The sequence below is a fragment of the Bradyrhizobium sp. KBS0727 genome (assembly GCF_005937885.2).
Taxonomy (GTDB): Bacteria; Pseudomonadota; Alphaproteobacteria; order Rhizobiales; family Xanthobacteraceae; genus Bradyrhizobium.
Genome location: NZ_CP042176.1, coordinates 3,289,724 through 3,305,047, shown reverse-complemented (window position 1 = coordinate 3,305,047; position 15,324 = coordinate 3,289,724). Strand labels below are relative to the sequence as shown.

The window sequence follows — 15,324 nt, the reverse complement described above, 5'->3', positions numbered from 1 at the left end:
CGGTCTATGCTCTCGACGCGGCGGAAGAGTTGCGCCTTCCGCTCAGGATCTGGTCGGCCTCGGTGACGATCCTGTCAACGATTTCGGCCGCCGGTGGAATGTCATGGATCAGCCCGACGGCTTCGCCGGCGATGACGGCGGCAATATCGAAGTTGCCGGCCGCCTTCGCCGCGGCATATTCGGCCGCCACCGCGCTGACGTTTTGCATCAGTTCGACCTCGCGTCCGATCCAGCGCCGCGCATGGTCGTTGACCAGGCAGCGGCCGTTAAACGGTGCCGGCCAGACATTGTTGCGCGACAGGTCGAAGATGATGCCCCTGAAGCTGCTGCCGCTGCTGGCGGCGCAGATGCGTTTCTTGGCCTCTTCGGCGCCGTCGCACTCCTGACTGGCGTAAAAGCGCGTACCGAGCAGCACGCCGGAAGCGCCGAGCATCATCATCGCCGCCAATCCGCGGCCGTCGCCGATGCCACCCGCGGCCACCACCGGCACCCGGCCGGCCGCCAGATCGACAATCGCCGGCACAATGTCGATGGTGGTGCGCGACGCGCCGTGGCCGCCGGCCTCGGTTCCCTGCGCGATGAGAATGTCGGCACCCGCCTCCAGCGCCTGCCGCGCCATCGCCTCGTCCTGGACCTGGCAGATCAGCAGCGCACCCGAGGACTTGATGCGCAGCGCAAACGGTTTGGGATCGCCGAACGACAGCATGATCGCGCGTGGGCGCGCCTTCAAGGCAATGTCCAGCAGGTCAGGTTGCTTGGCGAGGCTCCAGGTGATGAAGCCGATGCCGAACGGCGCGGACACGCCGGCGAGCTTGGCGGTCTCCTGCTCCAGCCACGCCCGTTCGCCATAGCCGCCGCCGAGAATGCCGAAGCCGCCGGCGGTGCTCACCGCCGCAGTCAGGCGCGCGCCCGCGATCCCGTCCATCGGCGCCGACAGGATCGGATGCCGGATACCCAAACGAAGGGTCAACGGCGTTGATATCGTCATGTCGATCCCGCTCCGTGCCCCGGCAATCTGGACAGACAATCTAGGCCGAACTATCATTCTCTAAAAATGAATACTAGAGAATGTAACCATCTCTAAAATGAAACGAAATTCGCCATGGAACTGAGCGATCTCCTGACCTTTTCCGTCGTGGCCCGGCTCGGCGGCATCACCCGCGCCGCCGACGAACTCAACACCGTGCAATCCAACGTCACCCAACGGGTGAAGGCGCTAGAGGCCGAGATCGGCACCGCTTTGTTCGAGCGGCACAGCCGCGGCATGACACTGACCGGCGCCGGTCGCCGCCTGCTGCCCTATGCCCAGCGCATGGCCGCACTCTCGCGCGAAGCGATGCTGGCCGCGCGCGATGACGGCGAGCCGAAGGGACCGCTCTCGATCGGCTCGATGGAGACGACGGCGGCCGTGCGCCTGCCGTCACTTCTGGCCGAATTCCATCGCCGCTTCCCGGCGGTACGGCTCAGCCTGCGGACGTCGACGACCGCGGACCTCGTTGCCGGCGTGCTCGACGGCAGCCTCGACGGCGCCTTTGTCGCCGGTCCGATCGAGCATGCCGAACTCGACAGTCGGATAGCGTTCCGGGAAGAACTGGTGCTGGTTTCCGCGCGCCGCTGGCAAAACCTCAAGGCGCTGCGCGCCGGCACGCCGGAATCCGGCCCCACCGCACTGGTGTTCCGCACCGGCTGCACCTACCGGCAGCGGCTCGAGCAGGTGTTTACGGAATTCGGCTGGCCGTCGGCCGCGCGCTTCGAGCTCGGCACGCTCGACGGCATGATCGGTTGCGTCGCCGCCGACATGGGCGTCACCATGCTGCCGCGCGCCGTGGTCGGGCGAAACGAAACCGTCACCGTCCACACGCTGAGCCCGGTTCAATCGCGGGTCGAGACCCTCTTCATCACGCGCCGCGCCGCCCACCAGTACAGCGCGCTGCAGGGATTTGTCGCCTGCCTGGAAAACAACGGCGCCGTCATCGCCGCCTGACGACCCAGCGCCGCAGCGCGACACCAGCCCAGATCGCCTCGACTAGCCCGAACGGCCAGGCGCCCTGGAGGAATCCGTAAATCGAGCCGAGCGCGCAGGAAACCGCAAAGCCGAGGATGAACCAGCGGCTGCGGTCCTCCAGCGCGTAGGTTACCAGCATCGCCGTGACCGCGAACAATCCAAATAGTGTCAGCGCATCCATTGCACTCTTTCCCGCCTTCCGCGCCGCGTGGTAAGCGGGCCCATGCCTGCCCTCATCCTACCCCTGATCGAAGCCGCAACGCACTGGCCCGAGCGCGGCGCCCTCGTCGGCCTCGATCTCGGCACCAAGACCATCGGCGTTGCCGTGTCCAATCCCGACCGCAGGCTCGCCACCGGCGTCGAGACCATCCAGCGCAAGGCCTTCAAGGCCGATGCGGCGCGGTTACTGGCTATCGCGGCTGAACGCAACGTGGTCGGCTTCGTGCTCGGCCTGCCCATCAACATGGACGGCAGCGAAGGGCCGCGCGCGCAATCGACCCGCGCCTTTGCGCGGAATTTTTCCAAACTCACTGAGCTAGCGCTGGCTTTGTGGGATGAGCGGCTCTCCACCGTCGCGGTCGAGCGCGAACTGATCGGCATGGACATGAGCCGCGCCCGCCGCGCCGAGGTGATCGACGAGCACGCCGCGATCTTCATCCTGCAGGGCGCGCTGGACCGGCTGGCCACCTTGCGCGGGGATCGCTGACGATGCCGGTGGTAATTGCGGCGCTGCTGCCGGTGTTCTTGCTGATCGTGCTCGGCTTCATCCTGAAGCGAAGCCTGATGCGGCTTGAGACGCAGTGGCACGGGCTGGAACGGCTGACCTATTACGTGTTGTTTCCGGTGCTCCTGGTCCAGACGCTGGTGAAGGCCGACCTGAGCAAGGTGCCGGTCGCCGGCGTCGGCGGCGCGCTGTTGCTGTCCGCACTGCTGATGTCGCTGCTGTGCCTGGCGCTGCGGCCCCTGCTCGCGCGTTTCGCCGTCGACGGCCCGGCCTTCACCTCGATCTTCCAGGGCGCCACGCGCTGGCAGACCTATGTGGCGCTCGCCGTCTCCGGCAATCTGTTCGGCGATGTCGGACTGGCGCTGGCCTCGGTGGCGATGGTGGCCATCATTCCGCTGGTCAATGTGTTCAGCGTCGCGGTGCTGGCGCATTACGCTTCGCCCGGAAAGCGCTCCGCCGGCTCGATCGCGATGACGGTGGTGCGCAATCCCCTGATCTGGGCCTGCGTGATCGGGCTCGCCCTCAACGTCACCCACATCCCGCTGCCAAAACTATGGCATGAGGTCGCCGACGCGCTCGGCCGTTCTTCGCTCGCGATCGGCCTGCTGGTCACCGGCGCCGGCCTGCATCTCGACGGCCTATTTCGCCCGAGCCTCGCCGCTTCGGTCGCGGTGTTTCTGAAACTGGTGCTTATGCCGGTCATGGGGGTCGCATTGGCGCTCTGGTTCGGGCTCTCCGGCTCCAACCTCGCCATCGTGACCGCCTGTTCGGCGGTGCCGGCCTCCTCCAGCGCCTATGTGCTGGCCCGCCAGATGGGCGGCGACGCGCCGCTGCTGGCGCAGATCATCACGTTGCAGACAATTCTGGCCGCGATCACGATGCCGGTCGCGATCGCGCTGGCGGCGTGGTTTTAGTTACCGGGCACACCAAGGCGCGTACTCATGGGCGAGTTTGATTGGCGCGGGCCATTTTCCGCTGGGCTTCGAAGCAAATCATTAGTAAGTCATGCTACCTTTGGTAGATCGAAAACTTATCTTACTTTAAGTGAAAAGCGATGACCACTATTTGGCAGTTCGTGAGGAGGTTCATCCAAACGTTCTTCTTGATTGATAATTCTCGAAGGATAAAATTTGGAAACGGTGCCATTTACTTTCAGATTTCGCCCACCAAGGTGAAACTGTTTGCCGGTCTAGCTGATACGGGGCTGAGCGCCGGAGTATCGCCCGCTCAGGCAAGAGAGATATTTGAAGCCATTCGGACAGCGCATAGTCACAAAGACATCCGGCAAGTGGAAGCTGGCGAAATCATTTGCACAGCGGATTGTCGAGTTGTGCCACGGGTTCCGGATCAAGTGAACATCAAGTTTGCAGGTGATTTTGGGTCGACGAGCATGAGGCTAACCCGCGCGGAAATAGCCAAAACTCTAGAAGACTTCGACACGAAGCTCGCCACCTAGCTGGAGGGTGCTTTGGGTCATTTGCGACACCATCAGGCGCCAGCAAGCCCGACCCACGCTCTAATTCCCCGCCAGCCAGAACGTCTGCACGGTCGCCGCAAAGTTGTTGAGGCCGTGAATGACGATGGTCAGCCAGGTCGAGCCGCTGCGGTAGCGGAGGTAGCCGAGCAGCAGGCCGATGCAGAACACCTCGCCGAAAAAGAACCAGTCGTACTGCAGATGCAGCGAGGTCCAGGCCAGCGAGGACAGCACGATGGCGCCGGGAACGCCGAGCCGCGATTCCGCCCAGCCGCGGTAGAGAAAGCCGCGCGCAAAGATCTCTTCCGACATCGGGGCGGCGATGCAGAACGCGATCGCCAATAGCCACAGCGCGCCGTCGGCCTGGGCCGATTTGAGCACGTCGCCCATGAAGCCCGGCGTCACCTCGCGGCCGAGCGCGCGCGACACCATATCCCAGCCGCCGACGAGAACGACGAGCGCGACGACGCCGAGCAGGAGGTTGCCCCACGTGGTCCAGCGCAGCGCGAGGTAGTCGGCAAACGGCGTGCGCGTCGGACGGATCGCGATCCAGGCGGCGATCATGACCGCCGGCAATCCCATGATGACCGACAGCGAGATCGTCAGTCCGCCGCCGACCACCTGGATCGCGGACGCAACATCCATCGCGCCACCTTGGCGCGCCCAGAAGTACACGATCACAGCGACCTGGCCGACGAACATCCCGGCAAAGATGAACAGGCCCCACAGCGCCGTGCCCCAGAATTTCCAGATGCGCGGTGCCCGTGCGAGCGCAACGATCGGCGGCGGACTTTCGGGATTGAGGGAATCCATCAAATGACTTCCGTTGTGTGTTCGGTCGGTGGCGTCATGGCAACGCCCGTTCCAGCAACGCGCTGACATCGCCGGCTGGAAGGTCGACGGCGCCGTACATGCTGGCGTGATTCCCGGCAAGGCGCGTCATGGCAAACAATTCCGCATGCCGGGGCGACACCGCGTTGAGCGCGGCGCAGGCGGCAAGCAGCGCCAACTTCTCGACGGCGAGCCGCGCGACGCGTTCGCTGTCGGCGCGGCCGAACGTCTTGCCGATGAAGGCTGCCGCCTCGGCCGCACCGGACAGGCCCTGCGTTTGCCCGGCGAGGTCGCGCAACACGGCGAGCGCCGCGTCGGCCTCGCGCGACAGCGCGCGGAGCACATCGAGGCACATCACATTGCCCGAGCCTTCCCAGATCGCGTTGACCGGGGACTCCCGGTAATGCCGCGCCAGAATGCCCTCCTCGACATAGCCGTTGCCGCCGAGGCACTCCATCGCCTCGTAGAGAAAGCCCGGCGCGCTCTTGCAGACCCAGTATTTGATCGCCGGCGTCAGCAGCCGCATATAGGCGGCCTCCCCGGCGTCGGCGGGCGCGCGGTCGAACGCACGGCACAGCCGCATCACCAGCGCAATCGAGGCCTCGACGTGCAGCGCCATGTCCGACAGCACCGCCTGCATCAGCGGCTGATCGGCCAGATGCTTCTGGAACACGCTGCGATGGCGCGCGTGATGCAGCGCATGCGCCAGTCCCGACCGCATCAGGCCGGCGGAGGCAATCGCGCAATCCTGCCGCGTCAGCTGCACCATCTGGATGATGGTGCGAATTCCCTTGCCCTCGGCGCCGACACGTTCGGCATAGGCGCCGGTGAATTCGACTTCGGAGGAGGCGTTGGAGCGGTTGCCGAGCTTGTCCTTCAGCCGCTGGAACCGGATCGCGTTGATCGACCCGTCAGGGGCAAAGCGCGGCATCAGGAAACAGCTCAGTCCATCGTCGGCCTGCGCCAGCACCAGAAAGGCGTCGCACATCGGCGCCGACATGAACCATTTATGCCCGGTGATGCGATAGGCGCTGCCGTCGCGCTCCGCCCGGGTCATGTTGGAGCGAACGTCGGTGCCGCCCTGCTTCTCGGTCATGCCCATGCCGAGCGTCATGCCGCGCTTGGTCCACCACGGCGCAAAAGAAGGATCGTAGGCGCGCGTTCCCAATACCGGCATCACCCTGGCCAGCAGATCCGGCTGCTCCGCCAGTGCCGCGACCGAGGCGCGCGTCATCGTGATCGGACAGAGGTGCCCGGTCTCGACCTGGGCGGCCATGTAGAACCTGGCGGCGCGGATGACTTCCAACGCACCACCGGCGGGCTGGCCCTCCGCGTTCCAGGTCGAATTATGCACGCCGGCGTGCGCCGAATGCGCCATCAGCTCGTGATAGGCCGGATGAAACTCGACCTCGTCGCGACGATTACCTCTGGCATCGAAGGTCCGAAGTTTCGGCGTGTTCTCGTTGGCGACGCGGCCCCGCTCGGCCATCGCGGCCGAACCCCAATGACGGCCGAAATCGGACAGTTCGGCTAGCGCCGACGCGCCGCCATTGGCGGCCACGGCGTCCACGAGCGGCCGGTCCACCCTAAACAGGTCGACGTTTTCGAACGGCGGCGACTGGTTGAAGACCTCGTGGGTCGCGAATGATGCCTGGCTCATGGCGGGTCCTGACGATCCGGAATCAATTGCGTCGCGGAATCGGGAAATCATAGGCCGGCCCGCCCGCGCCCGGCAGGGAAAAGTGCCACCACTCCTTCGAATAGTTCACAAAGCCTTGCTTCGACATCGCATTGACCAGTGTGTCTCGCCACCGGCGTTGTGCTGATGTGATGGAGCGCGCCGCCGTATGCGCTTTGGTATCGGAGCAATCATAGCCGGTCCCCATATCGACGCTGCCTTCCGGCGCGCGGGCGCTCACCGGCGCGGTGCAGTCGGCATAGGCCTTGGCCGGATCGAACGCGGCGGAATTATCCGCCGCCAGATCGACCAGCGTCAGGTCGAGCGCGGCGCCGTTCGAATGCTGGGAGCGCTCGGCGATATAGCCGAGCCGGAACAGTTCCTGCTTGCCGAAGCCGGGGTTATAGCGCCGCTCGGCCGGCGTCTCCCGGCCGTTCTGCGCCCACAGCACCATGTCGTGGGAGGCGCGCGCCGGGCGATAGCAATCGAACATCTTCAGCGACAGTTTCTGTCTGGCGAGTTCCTGCTGGATGGCTCTCAGGGCCAGCCCGACTTGGCGCTTCACGACGCACTCGGCTGCCCCGTAACCCGCCAGCGGGCGGCCCATGAAATTATTCGAGCCGGCGTAGCGGATGTCCTGGATGATGGTCGGATCGATGTCCCGGAGATATGCGAAGTCGCCTGGCAGGCCCTGCGCAAAGACCTGTGAGACCGAGGCAACGATCACAAGCGCGACAACAATTGCCTTCAAGATACGTCCCCTGCCGTCATGGCCGGCATAGCCGTCCGAAGGACGGCGTCGCTTCCGCTCGCCTATGTCCCGGCCATCCACGCCTTTTTTACGGTTAATTCTACAGAAGACGTGGATGCCCGCGCCAAGCGCGGGCATGACGAGGAATGGACAGACCGGGGGATAACTCCGAACCGCTTTATTCGCGCTTGCCCCGCCCACCATCCGCCCCTATAGCTCTCGTTTTAATGACCCCTGCATCGAAATCGACCTTCGTCCTCGGTCACCGGCATCTGCTGGGAATCGAGGGACTTTCCGCTGCCGATATTACCGGCCTGCTCGACCTTTCCGAGGAATATGTCGAGCTCAACCGCCAGGTGGACAAAAAGCGCACGTCGTTGCGCGGTCGCACCCAGGTGAACCTGTTCTTCGAGGCCTCGACCCGTACCCAATCCTCGTTCGAGCTGGCGGGCAAACGGCTGGGCGCCGACGTCATGAACATGTCGGTGTCATCGTCCTCGATCCGCAAGGGCGAGACCCTGATGGACACGGCGGTGACGCTCAACGCCATGCACCCGGATATCCTGGTGGTGCGGCACCACGCCTCCGGCGCGGTGGAACTCCTGGCGCGCAAGGTTGACGGTTCCGTGATCAATGCCGGCGACGGCAGCCACGAGCATCCGACCCAGGCGCTATTGGACGCGCTGACCATCCGCCGCAACAAAGGCCGGCTGGAAGGCCTCGTCATCGCGATCTGCGGCGACGTGATGCATTCCCGCGTCGCCCGCTCCAATATCCTGCTGCTCAACACCATGGGCGCCCGCGTCCGCGTGGTGGCGCCCTCCACGCTGCTGCCGCGCGGCATCGAGCGGATGGGCGTCGAGGTGGCGCGCGACATGCGCGAGGGCCTCAACGGCGCCGATATCGTCATGATGCTGCGGCTGCAGCGCGAGCGCATGAACGGGTCGTTCGTGCCGTCGAGCCAGGAATACTTCCATTATTTCGGCCTCGACCAGAAGAAGCTGGCTTATGCCAAGCCTGACGCGCTGGTGATGCATCCGGGTCCGATGAACCGCGGCGTCGAGATCGACTCGATCGTGGCGGACGGCGCGCAATCGCTGATCCGCGAACAGGTGGAAATGGGAGTGGCGGTGCGGATGGCGGTGCTCGAAGCGCTCGCCCGCAACCTGCCGAACGCTTGACATGCTGACAGACCGCCGCCCGATCCTGCTCGCCAATGCCCGCGTCGTCGATCCCTCCAGGGATTTCGACGGTCCCGGCGACGTCCTCATTGCCGACGGCATCATCCGCGACTCCAGGCGCGGCATCGGCGCCGCCGGCGTCCCCGAAGGTACCGACATCATCAATTGCGCCGGCATGATCGTGGCCCCAGGGCTGATCGACATGCGCGCCTTTGTCGGCGAGCCCGGCGCCAGCCACCGCGAAACCTTTGCGTCCGCGAGCCAGGCGGCCGCCGCGGGCGGCATCACCACGATCATCTGCCAGCCCGATACCTCGCCCGTCATCGACAATTCGGCCACCGTCGATTTCGTGCTGCGCCGCGCCCGCGATACCGCGATCGTCAACATCCACCCGATGGCGGCGCTCACCAAGGGCATGCGCGGCGAGGAAATGACCGAGATCGGCCTGTTGAAGGCCGCCGGTGCGGTGGCCTTCACCGATGGCGACCGCAGTGTCACCAACGCGCAGGTGATGCGCCGGGCGCTGACTTACGCGCGCGATTTCGATGCGCTGATCGTCCACCACACCGAAGACCCCGACCTGGTCGGCGAAGGCGTGATGAACGAGGGCGAATTCGCCGCGCGACTGGGGCTGGTCGGCATTCCCAATGCCGCCGAAGCCGTCATGCTGGAGCGCGATATGCGGCTCGTGGCGCTGACCGGCGGACGCTACCACGCGGCATCGCTGTCATCGATCGAGTCGCTGGAAATCCTCAAACGGGCCCGCGACGCCGGCCTCAACGTCAGTGCATCGGTGTCGATCAATCACGTTACCTTGAACGAAAACGACATCGGCCCCTACCGGACGTTCCTGAAACTGTCGCCGCCGCTACGCAGCGAGGAGGATCGCCTCGCGCTGGTGGCAGCGGTTGCCTCCGGGCTGATCGACGTCGTGATGTCCGACCACAACCCGCAGGACGTCGAGGTGAAACGGCTGCCGTTCGCGGAGGCGGCAAGCGGCGCGGTCGGCCTGCAGACCATGCTGCCGGCGGCGTTGCGGCTCATTCACAACGGCGAGATGGACTTCAAGACGCTGATCCGGGCGATGTCGACCCGTCCGGCCGAGCTGCTCGGCCTGCCCGGCGGTTCGCTCCGCGCCGGATCTCCGGCCGACCTCGTCGTGATCGATCCCGATACGCCTTGGGTGCTGGATCCCGCCGACCTCAAATCGCAATGCAAAAATACGCCGTTCGACGAAGCCCGCTTCTCGGGGCGCGTCGTGCGTACTATCGTGGGCGGACGGACGGTCTATGAGCATGTCTAGGGCCTATTCGAGCGATGCGCGGGAAATTTGCAGCGACGGGAGCAACGGCCATGACGTCTGACGCGTTTCTCGTCGTCGCGTTCGGGATCGGCTATCTGTTCGGCTCGATTCCGTTCGGACTGATCCTGACCAAACTCGCCGGTACCCAAGATCTGCGCTCGATCGGCTCCGGCAGTATCGGCGCCACCAACGTGTTGCGCACCGGCAGCAAGGGCCTCGCCGTGGGAACGCTGCTCGGCGATGCGCTCAAGGGCACGATCGCGGTCGTCATCATGGGCTACTACGCCGGCCCCAATGCGGCGATGCTGGCTGCACTCGGCGCGTTTCTCGGCCACCTGTTTCCGGTCTGGCTCAAATTCAAAGGCGGCAAAGGCGTCGCGACCTATATCGGCGTGCTGATCGGCCTGTTCTGGCCGGCCGCGATAGTGTTCTGCGTGATGTGGCTCGCCGTCGCTTTCGCCACCCGCTACTCGTCGCTGTCAGCGCTCGTCGCGGCGTTTATCACGCCGCTGTTCCTGTGGTGGTTCGGCCACCCGGCGCTGGCGTCGCTGGCTGTCGTGCTGACCTTGCTGCTGTTCTACGCGCATCGCGAAAACATCAAGCGGCTGCAGGCGGGTACGGAAAGCAAGATCGGGGCGAAGTAAGGGATCGTCATTCCGGGGCGATGCGAAGCATCGCACCCGGAATCTCGAGATTCTCAGATGCGCAATTGCGCATCGTAGTTCGTGCTTCGCACGCCCCGGAATGACATCATTTATTTCAACTTCAGCGCCTGTTCCACAAACCGGGCCGCCGCCAGCGCTTCTGCATCCGCGCCATATCGCGCAATGACCTGCACGCCCACCGGCAGTCCACCGTCCGCCATATAAGCGGGAACATTGACGCAAGGCACGCCCATCAGCGTCCACAGCCGGTTGTAACGGGCGTCGCCCGTCGAGCCCAATCCCTTTGGTGCTGCGCCCGGCGCGGACAGGGTCAGCAGCACGTCGACCTCTTCGAACACTTTTGCCAGCGCGTGCTGCGCGTGGCTCGCAATTCGCATGGCCTCGTCATAGGCGGCCGGCAGCGTGCCTTTGCTCTCGTCGAGTCGGCCGCGAAGCAGCGGCGCCATCGCGTCGTAATTTTCGAGATACTCCCAGGCCAGCGCCTGATGGGCCTCGAATTCCTGTATGACCGGATGCGCGCGCCACGCTTCGGCGACGATCTCCGGCAGTTCAAGCGCACGCACCGAGGCTCCGGCGCGCTCAGTGGCCTTGGTCGCGATCCGCAGCGCCTCGCCGCCCGACGCGTCCGGCGCACCGGCAAAATCCTGCGTCACGATGCCGATGCGCGGCGGCGGCACGGACGCCTGCGGCAGCAATTCGGGGCGCCCGGTCATCGCCGCCAGCCCGTGCGCGACGTCGCTGACCCCAGCCGCGAACAGGCCAACCGTGTCCAGTGTCCACGAATAGCATTTAACGCCGACCGTCGGCAGCAGACGATAGGACGGCTTGATCGCGGCGACGCCGCAGAACGACGCCGGGCGGATCACCGAGCCGCCGGTCTGCGTCCCCAGCGCCAGCGGGATCATGCCGGCCGCGACCGCCGCCGCCGAACCCGATGAGGATCCGCCGGGCGTGTGACCGTGGTTGTGGGGATTGAGCGTCGCGGTCGGATCGGTTGAGGCGAACGCCGTGGTCGTGGTCTTGCCGACGATGCTGGCACCCGCCCGCTTCAACATCATCACTACGGCTGCATCGCCGCGCGACCGATGTCCCCGGTAGATCGGCGAGCCCATCTCGGTCGGGAAGTTCGATGTATCCATGATGTCCTTGATGCCGACGGCAATGCCGCGCAGCGGCCCGGCGCTCGCCGCGCTCAAAAGGTCGGCGCGGCAGACGAAGGCACCGATGGTCTTGTCTTGCGCGCCGATCGCCTCCAGCGATTGGGCAAGCGCCGCATCGGCGGAAAGATCGCCGGACGCGATGCGGCGTTGAAGATCGGCGAGCGAGATCATGGGCGGTGTTTCCTGCGATGACGAAGCAGGGTTTTACGGAGCGGGCTGGAATGGGGCAAGCCGGCGCATGGCGCCGCTATCAAACAAGTTGATCGCAATCTCCGGTTGGGCAAAGCTGTGGCCGCATGCACGACCGGCCACAAACACCACGCCTCACCGACGCCGACCGGATCGACCGGCTGCGGCTGATCCGGTCCGACAATGTCGGCCCGCGGACGTTTCGCTCGCTGCTGAACCATTTCGGCGACGCGCGGACGGCGCTGGAGCGGCTGCCCGATCTGGCGCGGCGCGGAGGGGCGGCGCGCTCCGGGCGAATTTGCAGCGAGGATGAGGCGCGGACCGAACTCGCGGCGGCCAGGAAGATCGGCGTTTCGCTGGTCGCCCCCGATGAAGCCGGCTATCCGCCTCGGCTGGCGACGCTTGACGATGCGCCTCCCCTGCTCGGCGTGCGCGGTGCGCCCGATGTCCTGATGCGGCCGATGATCGCGATCGTCGGCTCTCGCAACGCCTCCGGTGCCGGGCTGAAATTCGCCAGCCAATTGGCGCGCGATCTCGGCGACGCCGGCTTCGTCGTCATTTCCGGGCTGGCGCGCGGCATTGATCAGGCCGCGCATCGATCCACGATCCCAACCGGCACGGTTGCGGTGCTGGCCGGCGGCCACGACCGGATCTATCCGCCCGAGCATGAGGATCTCTTGGCCACCTTGCTCACGCATGGCGGCGCGATCTCCGAAATGCCGCTCGGCCACGTGCCGCGCGCCCGCGACTTTCCACGCCGCAACCGGCTGATTTCCGGCGCGGCACTCGGTGTCGTCGTGGTCGAGGCGGCCCATCGCTCGGGTTCGCTGATCACGGCGCGGATGGCCGCCGAACAGGGCCGCGAGGTTTTTGCCGTACCCGGCTCGCCGCTCGATCCGCGCGCTGCCGGCACGAACGACCTGATCAAGCAGGGTGCGACGCTGACCACGGAAGCCGCCGACGTCATCAACGCGGTGACGCCGATCATGGAGCGGCCGATCGTCTTTGATGCGAGCGAACCGCTCGATTTCGACGCCGGCGCCAGCGAACGCACACGCATCATCGATCTGCTCGGGCCGAGCCCCGTCAGCCTCGACGACCTGATCCGGATGTCCGGCGCCTCGCCCACGATCGTGCGCACGGTGCTGCTCGAGCTCGAATTGGCCGGACGGCTGGAACGTCACGGCGGCGGGTTGGTGTCGCTGATCTAGGCAGCAAAAACAGCTCTATTCGATCACCTCGTCGGCTCGGGTGATGAGTGTGGACGGAACGTTGAGGCCGAGCGCCTTGGCAGTTTTGAGGTTGACGGCGAGCTCGAATTTGACCGGTTGCTCAATCGGAAGGTCGCTCGCCTTCGTTCCCTTCAAAATCTTCGCGACGTAGCCGGCGGCTTGCCGATACATGTCGGGGAAGCTCGGGCCATAGGAGAGCAACCCACCATCCCTGACATATCCGGAGGATTCCCAGATCGAAGGCAGGCGGTGCCGCATGGCCAGCTCACACAGATACCGGTGGTGAAAATTGAGGACCGCAGAGGCCATCGCCGCCAAGCCGTTTGCGCCCCGATCGACCGCTTCAGCGAAGATGGTATCGAACCGTGCGGGGTCAGAAGCCTCGAAGATCATGGCCTCAACCCCCAGAGTTCTCGCGCCGGATTGCACATCGGCGATAACGGCCGCCGAAGACGACGCGCTCGGGTCGTGCAGGACGGCCACGCGCTTGAGCGGTGAAAATGCTTCCTTCAACAGTTCAAGCCGCTTGCTCTCCAGATGCGAATTCGCCATTGACAGGCCGGTCAGATTCTTGCCCGGGCGCGCCAGGCTCTCGACAACACCATCGCCGACGGGATCGCCATAGATCGCGAATACGATCGGAGCCTTCAGCTGGGCCGCGATCAGCGCATGTACGGCCTGCCCGCCCGCAGTGATAATAAGGTCGAGATCGCGCCGCGCCAATTCGTCCGACAACGACTGTAGCCGATCCAACCTGCCTTCTGCCCACAGATATTCAATCGCAATGTTGCGTCCCTCAACCAACCCGTTGTCGGCGAGGCCCCGCCTGAACTGCTCGATCTGGCGCGGATCAATCGCGGAGGCGCTTGTTGCGCCGAGATAAATGATGCGCGCCATTCGATCGCCCGCGCGCTGTGCCCGGCTCAACTCCGGCCATACCGCCAAAGCACCGGCGGTCGCAATAAATTCGCGTCGTCTCATGAAGGGTTTCCATATTCAGGGCAAGATATAATAGCGGCCCAACTGGCAGGCTGAAAGCCGTGGGAGACCTGTTCAGGCGACATCTGTTGAATGATTGCCAAGTCGCTTTTGGGTCAAACTGAGAAGTCCGGGCTGGCAACCGGAATGTCGGCATTGCCCTCAATGACGCTGGCCGGACGGCTGGAACGTCACGGCGGCGGATTGGTGTCGCTGATCTAGTAGGGCGCGGACTCATTAGCACGTAGCCAAATCCGATTGATGCGAGCTTGATGAATGATAGTTGGCCGCGAGTTTGTCATGTCGGGTCGTTATGACCCATAGACTCTCGGCGGCGCGATCCTCGTCGCGTAGGCTATCCGCACCTGTAATCGGTCTCTTGCGAAGAAACGAGCCTTAAGCCTTCAGGTCCGCGATCCGCATGATTGCGACCGCATTCCCATCGTTGTGCGCCTGCTCCTTTGTGTCCTTGTTGCAGGTCCAGACAAAGTTCTTCTTGGCCGTAAAGGTCTTTCCCTCCTGCTCGATCCGAAGCTCCCCCTCGGGGATATGGCAGATCATGGCATTCATCATCGGGGGACCCATCGTCTTCGATCCCGGCTGCATGATCACATCACGCATTGAGACGGTCTTAAAACCGGGGATGAGGGATGGTGTCTCGCCATCATAAGCACGCACCACGACACCCGGCCACGGCGTCGTATCCTTGTAGCCCGTGGTTTGAGCGGCGGCGGGCTTCATCATAGCCGCCGAAGCCGCTGCCAACCCGATTCCCAGTGCTGACCTTCGATCGATCTTGTTCATCGCCTTTCTCCCGACGTTACGCAGCGAGCCGCCGCAGAAGCGGCGTGCACACTTCGTGGTGAATGGTGGCGCGAAACCGAAAAAAGGGTCGGTCTCTTAAGGGAACGTGCCTGCCGATGGCACCAGTGCTGCTCGTTCGCCCCGAACGGCGATTTCGGCACGTCCCGCTTCAAGGGCAACTACATTCTACGCCACCTGACGCGGTTGAGAAACAGGTGGCTTCGCCCGAAGGTCCGATTGGCATACTGCCCGGAGGCGGCGACTGCGGCTCCTGGGAATGTCCGGAGTTGGCCCATTGCGTCATTTAGCTGCGTTGCAGAATTTGGTCGCCATCGGTGCACAGCGGACT

The 15,324-nt window shown here is 64.6% G+C and carries 17 protein-coding genes; 9 read left to right on the top strand and 8 right to left on the bottom strand.

Features of this window, described 5'->3' with window-relative positions; genetic code table 11:
- Window positions 1–4: 4 nt before the first annotated feature.
- Window positions 5–988 (bottom strand): nitronate monooxygenase family protein, encoded by a 984-nt coding sequence (locus FFI89_RS15110; RefSeq protein ID WP_138837792.1) that lies wholly within the window; start codon window positions 986–988, stop codon window positions 5–7.
- Between the two features lie 114 nt (window positions 989–1,102).
- On the opposite strand from FFI89_RS15110, the gene FFI89_RS15105 reads away from it, so the two are divergent.
- On the top strand, window positions 1,103–1,984 hold the full coding sequence (locus tag FFI89_RS15105) for a LysR family transcriptional regulator (RefSeq protein ID WP_138837791.1): 882 nt from the start codon (window positions 1,103–1,105) through the stop codon (window positions 1,982–1,984).
- Here the strand turns inward: FFI89_RS15105 and FFI89_RS15100 are convergent.
- Complete coding sequence (locus tag FFI89_RS15100; protein ID WP_138837790.1) at window positions 1,971–2,186, bottom strand: hypothetical protein; 216 nt, start codon at window positions 2,184–2,186, stop codon at window positions 1,971–1,973. The two genes, FFI89_RS15105 and FFI89_RS15100, sit on opposite strands and share 14 nt — an antisense overlap.
- 42 nt (window positions 2,187–2,228) lie before the next feature.
- Between FFI89_RS15100 and ruvX the strand changes: the two genes are divergently transcribed.
- The 3 genes from ruvX (at window position 2,229) to FFI89_RS15085 (ending at window position 4,185) form a co-directional block, all read left to right on the top strand.
- Entirely contained in the window at window positions 2,229–2,711 is a 483-nt protein-coding gene (gene ruvX, locus FFI89_RS15095) for a Holliday junction resolvase RuvX (RefSeq protein ID WP_138837789.1), read from the top strand.
- A gap of 2 nt (window positions 2,712–2,713) precedes the next feature.
- On the top strand, window positions 2,714–3,643 hold the full coding sequence (locus tag FFI89_RS15090; RefSeq protein ID WP_138837788.1) for an AEC family transporter: 930 nt from the start codon (window positions 2,714–2,716) through the stop codon (window positions 3,641–3,643).
- Between the two features lie 140 nt (window positions 3,644–3,783).
- Entirely contained in the window at window positions 3,784–4,185 is a 402-nt protein-coding gene (locus tag FFI89_RS15085) for a hypothetical protein (RefSeq protein WP_138837787.1), read from the top strand.
- A gap of 60 nt (window positions 4,186–4,245) precedes the next feature.
- On the opposite strand, the gene FFI89_RS15080 is transcribed toward FFI89_RS15085, so the two are convergent.
- From FFI89_RS15080 to FFI89_RS15070, 3 genes are read right to left on the bottom strand one after another with little or no spacing between them, the layout of a single operon-like run.
- Window positions 4,246–5,016: a CPBP family intramembrane glutamic endopeptidase gene (locus FFI89_RS15080; RefSeq protein WP_138837786.1), complete on the bottom strand. Its 771-nt coding sequence runs from the start codon at window positions 5,014–5,016 to the stop codon at window positions 4,246–4,248.
- 34 nt (window positions 5,017–5,050) lie between these two features.
- Entirely contained in the window at window positions 5,051–6,694 is a 1,644-nt protein-coding gene (locus FFI89_RS15075) for an acyl-CoA dehydrogenase family protein (RefSeq protein ID WP_138837785.1), read from the bottom strand.
- Window positions 6,695–6,716: 22 nt separating this feature from the next.
- Window positions 6,717–7,463, bottom strand: a complete 747-nt coding sequence (locus FFI89_RS15070; RefSeq protein ID WP_246669465.1) for a M15 family metallopeptidase — start codon at window positions 7,461–7,463, stop codon at window positions 6,717–6,719.
- Window positions 7,464–7,690: 227 nt separating this feature from the next.
- Between FFI89_RS15070 and FFI89_RS15065 the strand changes: the two genes are divergently transcribed.
- Genes FFI89_RS15065 through plsY form a run of 3 tightly spaced genes read left to right on the top strand, consistent with a single transcriptional unit; the run spans window position 7,691 to window position 10,591 of the window.
- Window positions 7,691–8,644 carry an aspartate carbamoyltransferase catalytic subunit gene (locus FFI89_RS15065; RefSeq protein ID WP_138837784.1) on the top strand — a complete coding sequence of 318 codons (954 nt, stop codon included), beginning with the start codon at window positions 7,691–7,693 and terminating at the stop codon, window positions 8,642–8,644.
- Window position 8,645: 1 nt separating this feature from the next.
- Complete coding sequence (locus FFI89_RS15060; RefSeq protein WP_138837783.1) at window positions 8,646–9,947, top strand: dihydroorotase; 1,302 nt, start codon at window positions 8,646–8,648, stop codon at window positions 9,945–9,947.
- Between the two features lie 50 nt (window positions 9,948–9,997).
- Window positions 9,998–10,591 carry a glycerol-3-phosphate 1-O-acyltransferase PlsY gene (gene plsY / locus FFI89_RS15055; RefSeq protein ID WP_138837782.1) on the top strand — a complete coding sequence of 198 codons (594 nt, stop codon included), beginning with the start codon at window positions 9,998–10,000 and terminating at the stop codon, window positions 10,589–10,591.
- Between the two features lie 110 nt (window positions 10,592–10,701).
- Here plsY and FFI89_RS15050 read toward each other — a convergent pair whose 3' ends face one another.
- The gene (locus FFI89_RS15050) at window positions 10,702–11,943 is read right to left on the bottom strand and encodes an amidase (protein WP_138837781.1); all 1,242 of its coding nucleotides are present in this window, start codon (window positions 11,941–11,943) and stop codon (window positions 10,702–10,704) included.
- Between the two features lie 125 nt (window positions 11,944–12,068).
- Here FFI89_RS15050 and dprA point away from each other — a divergent pair, with 125 nt between their 5' ends.
- Complete coding sequence (gene dprA / locus FFI89_RS15045; RefSeq protein WP_138837780.1) at window positions 12,069–13,172, top strand: DNA-processing protein DprA; 1,104 nt, start codon at window positions 12,069–12,071, stop codon at window positions 13,170–13,172.
- Between the two features lie 15 nt (window positions 13,173–13,187).
- Here the strand turns inward: dprA and FFI89_RS15040 are convergent, their stop codons facing one another.
- Window positions 13,188–14,174 carry an ABC transporter substrate-binding protein gene (locus tag FFI89_RS15040; protein WP_138837778.1) on the bottom strand — a complete coding sequence of 329 codons (987 nt, stop codon included), beginning with the start codon at window positions 14,172–14,174 and terminating at the stop codon, window positions 13,188–13,190.
- 90 nt (window positions 14,175–14,264) lie between these two features.
- Here FFI89_RS15040 and FFI89_RS35200 point away from each other — a divergent pair, with 90 nt between their 5' ends.
- A complete protein-coding gene (locus FFI89_RS35200) occupies window positions 14,265–14,393 on the top strand; it encodes a hypothetical protein (RefSeq protein WP_256379188.1) in 129 nt (42 codons plus the stop codon).
- Window positions 14,394–14,567: 174 nt separating this feature from the next.
- On the opposite strand, the gene FFI89_RS15035 is transcribed toward FFI89_RS35200, so the two are convergent.
- Window positions 14,568–14,975 carry a hypothetical protein gene (locus tag FFI89_RS15035; RefSeq protein WP_138837777.1) on the bottom strand — a complete coding sequence of 136 codons (408 nt, stop codon included), beginning with the start codon at window positions 14,973–14,975 and terminating at the stop codon, window positions 14,568–14,570.
- Window positions 14,976–15,324 lie beyond the last annotated feature (349 nt).

Bases quoted from the DNA above. Each gene is read 5' to 3' on its own strand.
- FFI89_RS15105 (WP_138837791.1), top strand. From the start codon at position 1,103: ATGGAACTGAGCGATCTCCTGACCTTTTCCGTCGTGGCCCGGCTCGGC.
- FFI89_RS35200 (WP_256379188.1), top strand. From the start codon at position 14,265: ATGATTGCCAAGTCGCTTTTGGGTCAAACTGAGAAGTCCGGGCTGGCA.
- FFI89_RS15100 (WP_138837790.1), bottom strand. From the start codon at position 2,186: ATGGATGCGCTGACACTATTTGGATTGTTCGCGGTCACGGCGATGCTG.
- FFI89_RS15090 (WP_138837788.1), top strand. From the start codon at position 2,714: ATGCCGGTGGTAATTGCGGCGCTGCTGCCGGTGTTCTTGCTGATCGTG.
- plsY (WP_138837782.1), top strand. From the start codon at position 9,998: ATGACGTCTGACGCGTTTCTCGTCGTCGCGTTCGGGATCGGCTATCTG.
- FFI89_RS15040 (WP_138837778.1), bottom strand. From the start codon at position 14,174: ATGAGACGACGCGAATTTATTGCGACCGCCGGTGCTTTGGCGGTATGG.
- FFI89_RS15085 (WP_138837787.1), top strand. From the start codon at position 3,784: ATGACCACTATTTGGCAGTTCGTGAGGAGGTTCATCCAAACGTTCTTC.
- FFI89_RS15110 (WP_138837792.1), bottom strand. From the start codon at position 988: ATGACGATATCAACGCCGTTGACCCTTCGTTTGGGTATCCGGCATCCG.
- FFI89_RS15035 (WP_138837777.1), bottom strand. From the start codon at position 14,975: ATGAACAAGATCGATCGAAGGTCAGCACTGGGAATCGGGTTGGCAGCG.
- ruvX (WP_138837789.1), top strand. From the start codon at position 2,229: ATGCCTGCCCTCATCCTACCCCTGATCGAAGCCGCAACGCACTGGCCC.
- FFI89_RS15050 (WP_138837781.1), bottom strand. From the start codon at position 11,943: ATGATCTCGCTCGCCGATCTTCAACGCCGCATCGCGTCCGGCGATCTT.
- FFI89_RS15075 (WP_138837785.1), bottom strand. From the start codon at position 6,694: ATGAGCCAGGCATCATTCGCGACCCACGAGGTCTTCAACCAGTCGCCG.
- FFI89_RS15065 (WP_138837784.1), top strand. From the start codon at position 7,691: ATGACCCCTGCATCGAAATCGACCTTCGTCCTCGGTCACCGGCATCTG.
- FFI89_RS15080 (WP_138837786.1), bottom strand. From the start codon at position 5,016: ATGGATTCCCTCAATCCCGAAAGTCCGCCGCCGATCGTTGCGCTCGCA.
- FFI89_RS15060 (WP_138837783.1), top strand. From the start codon at position 8,646: ATGCTGACAGACCGCCGCCCGATCCTGCTCGCCAATGCCCGCGTCGTC.
- dprA (WP_138837780.1), top strand. From the start codon at position 12,069: ATGCACGACCGGCCACAAACACCACGCCTCACCGACGCCGACCGGATC.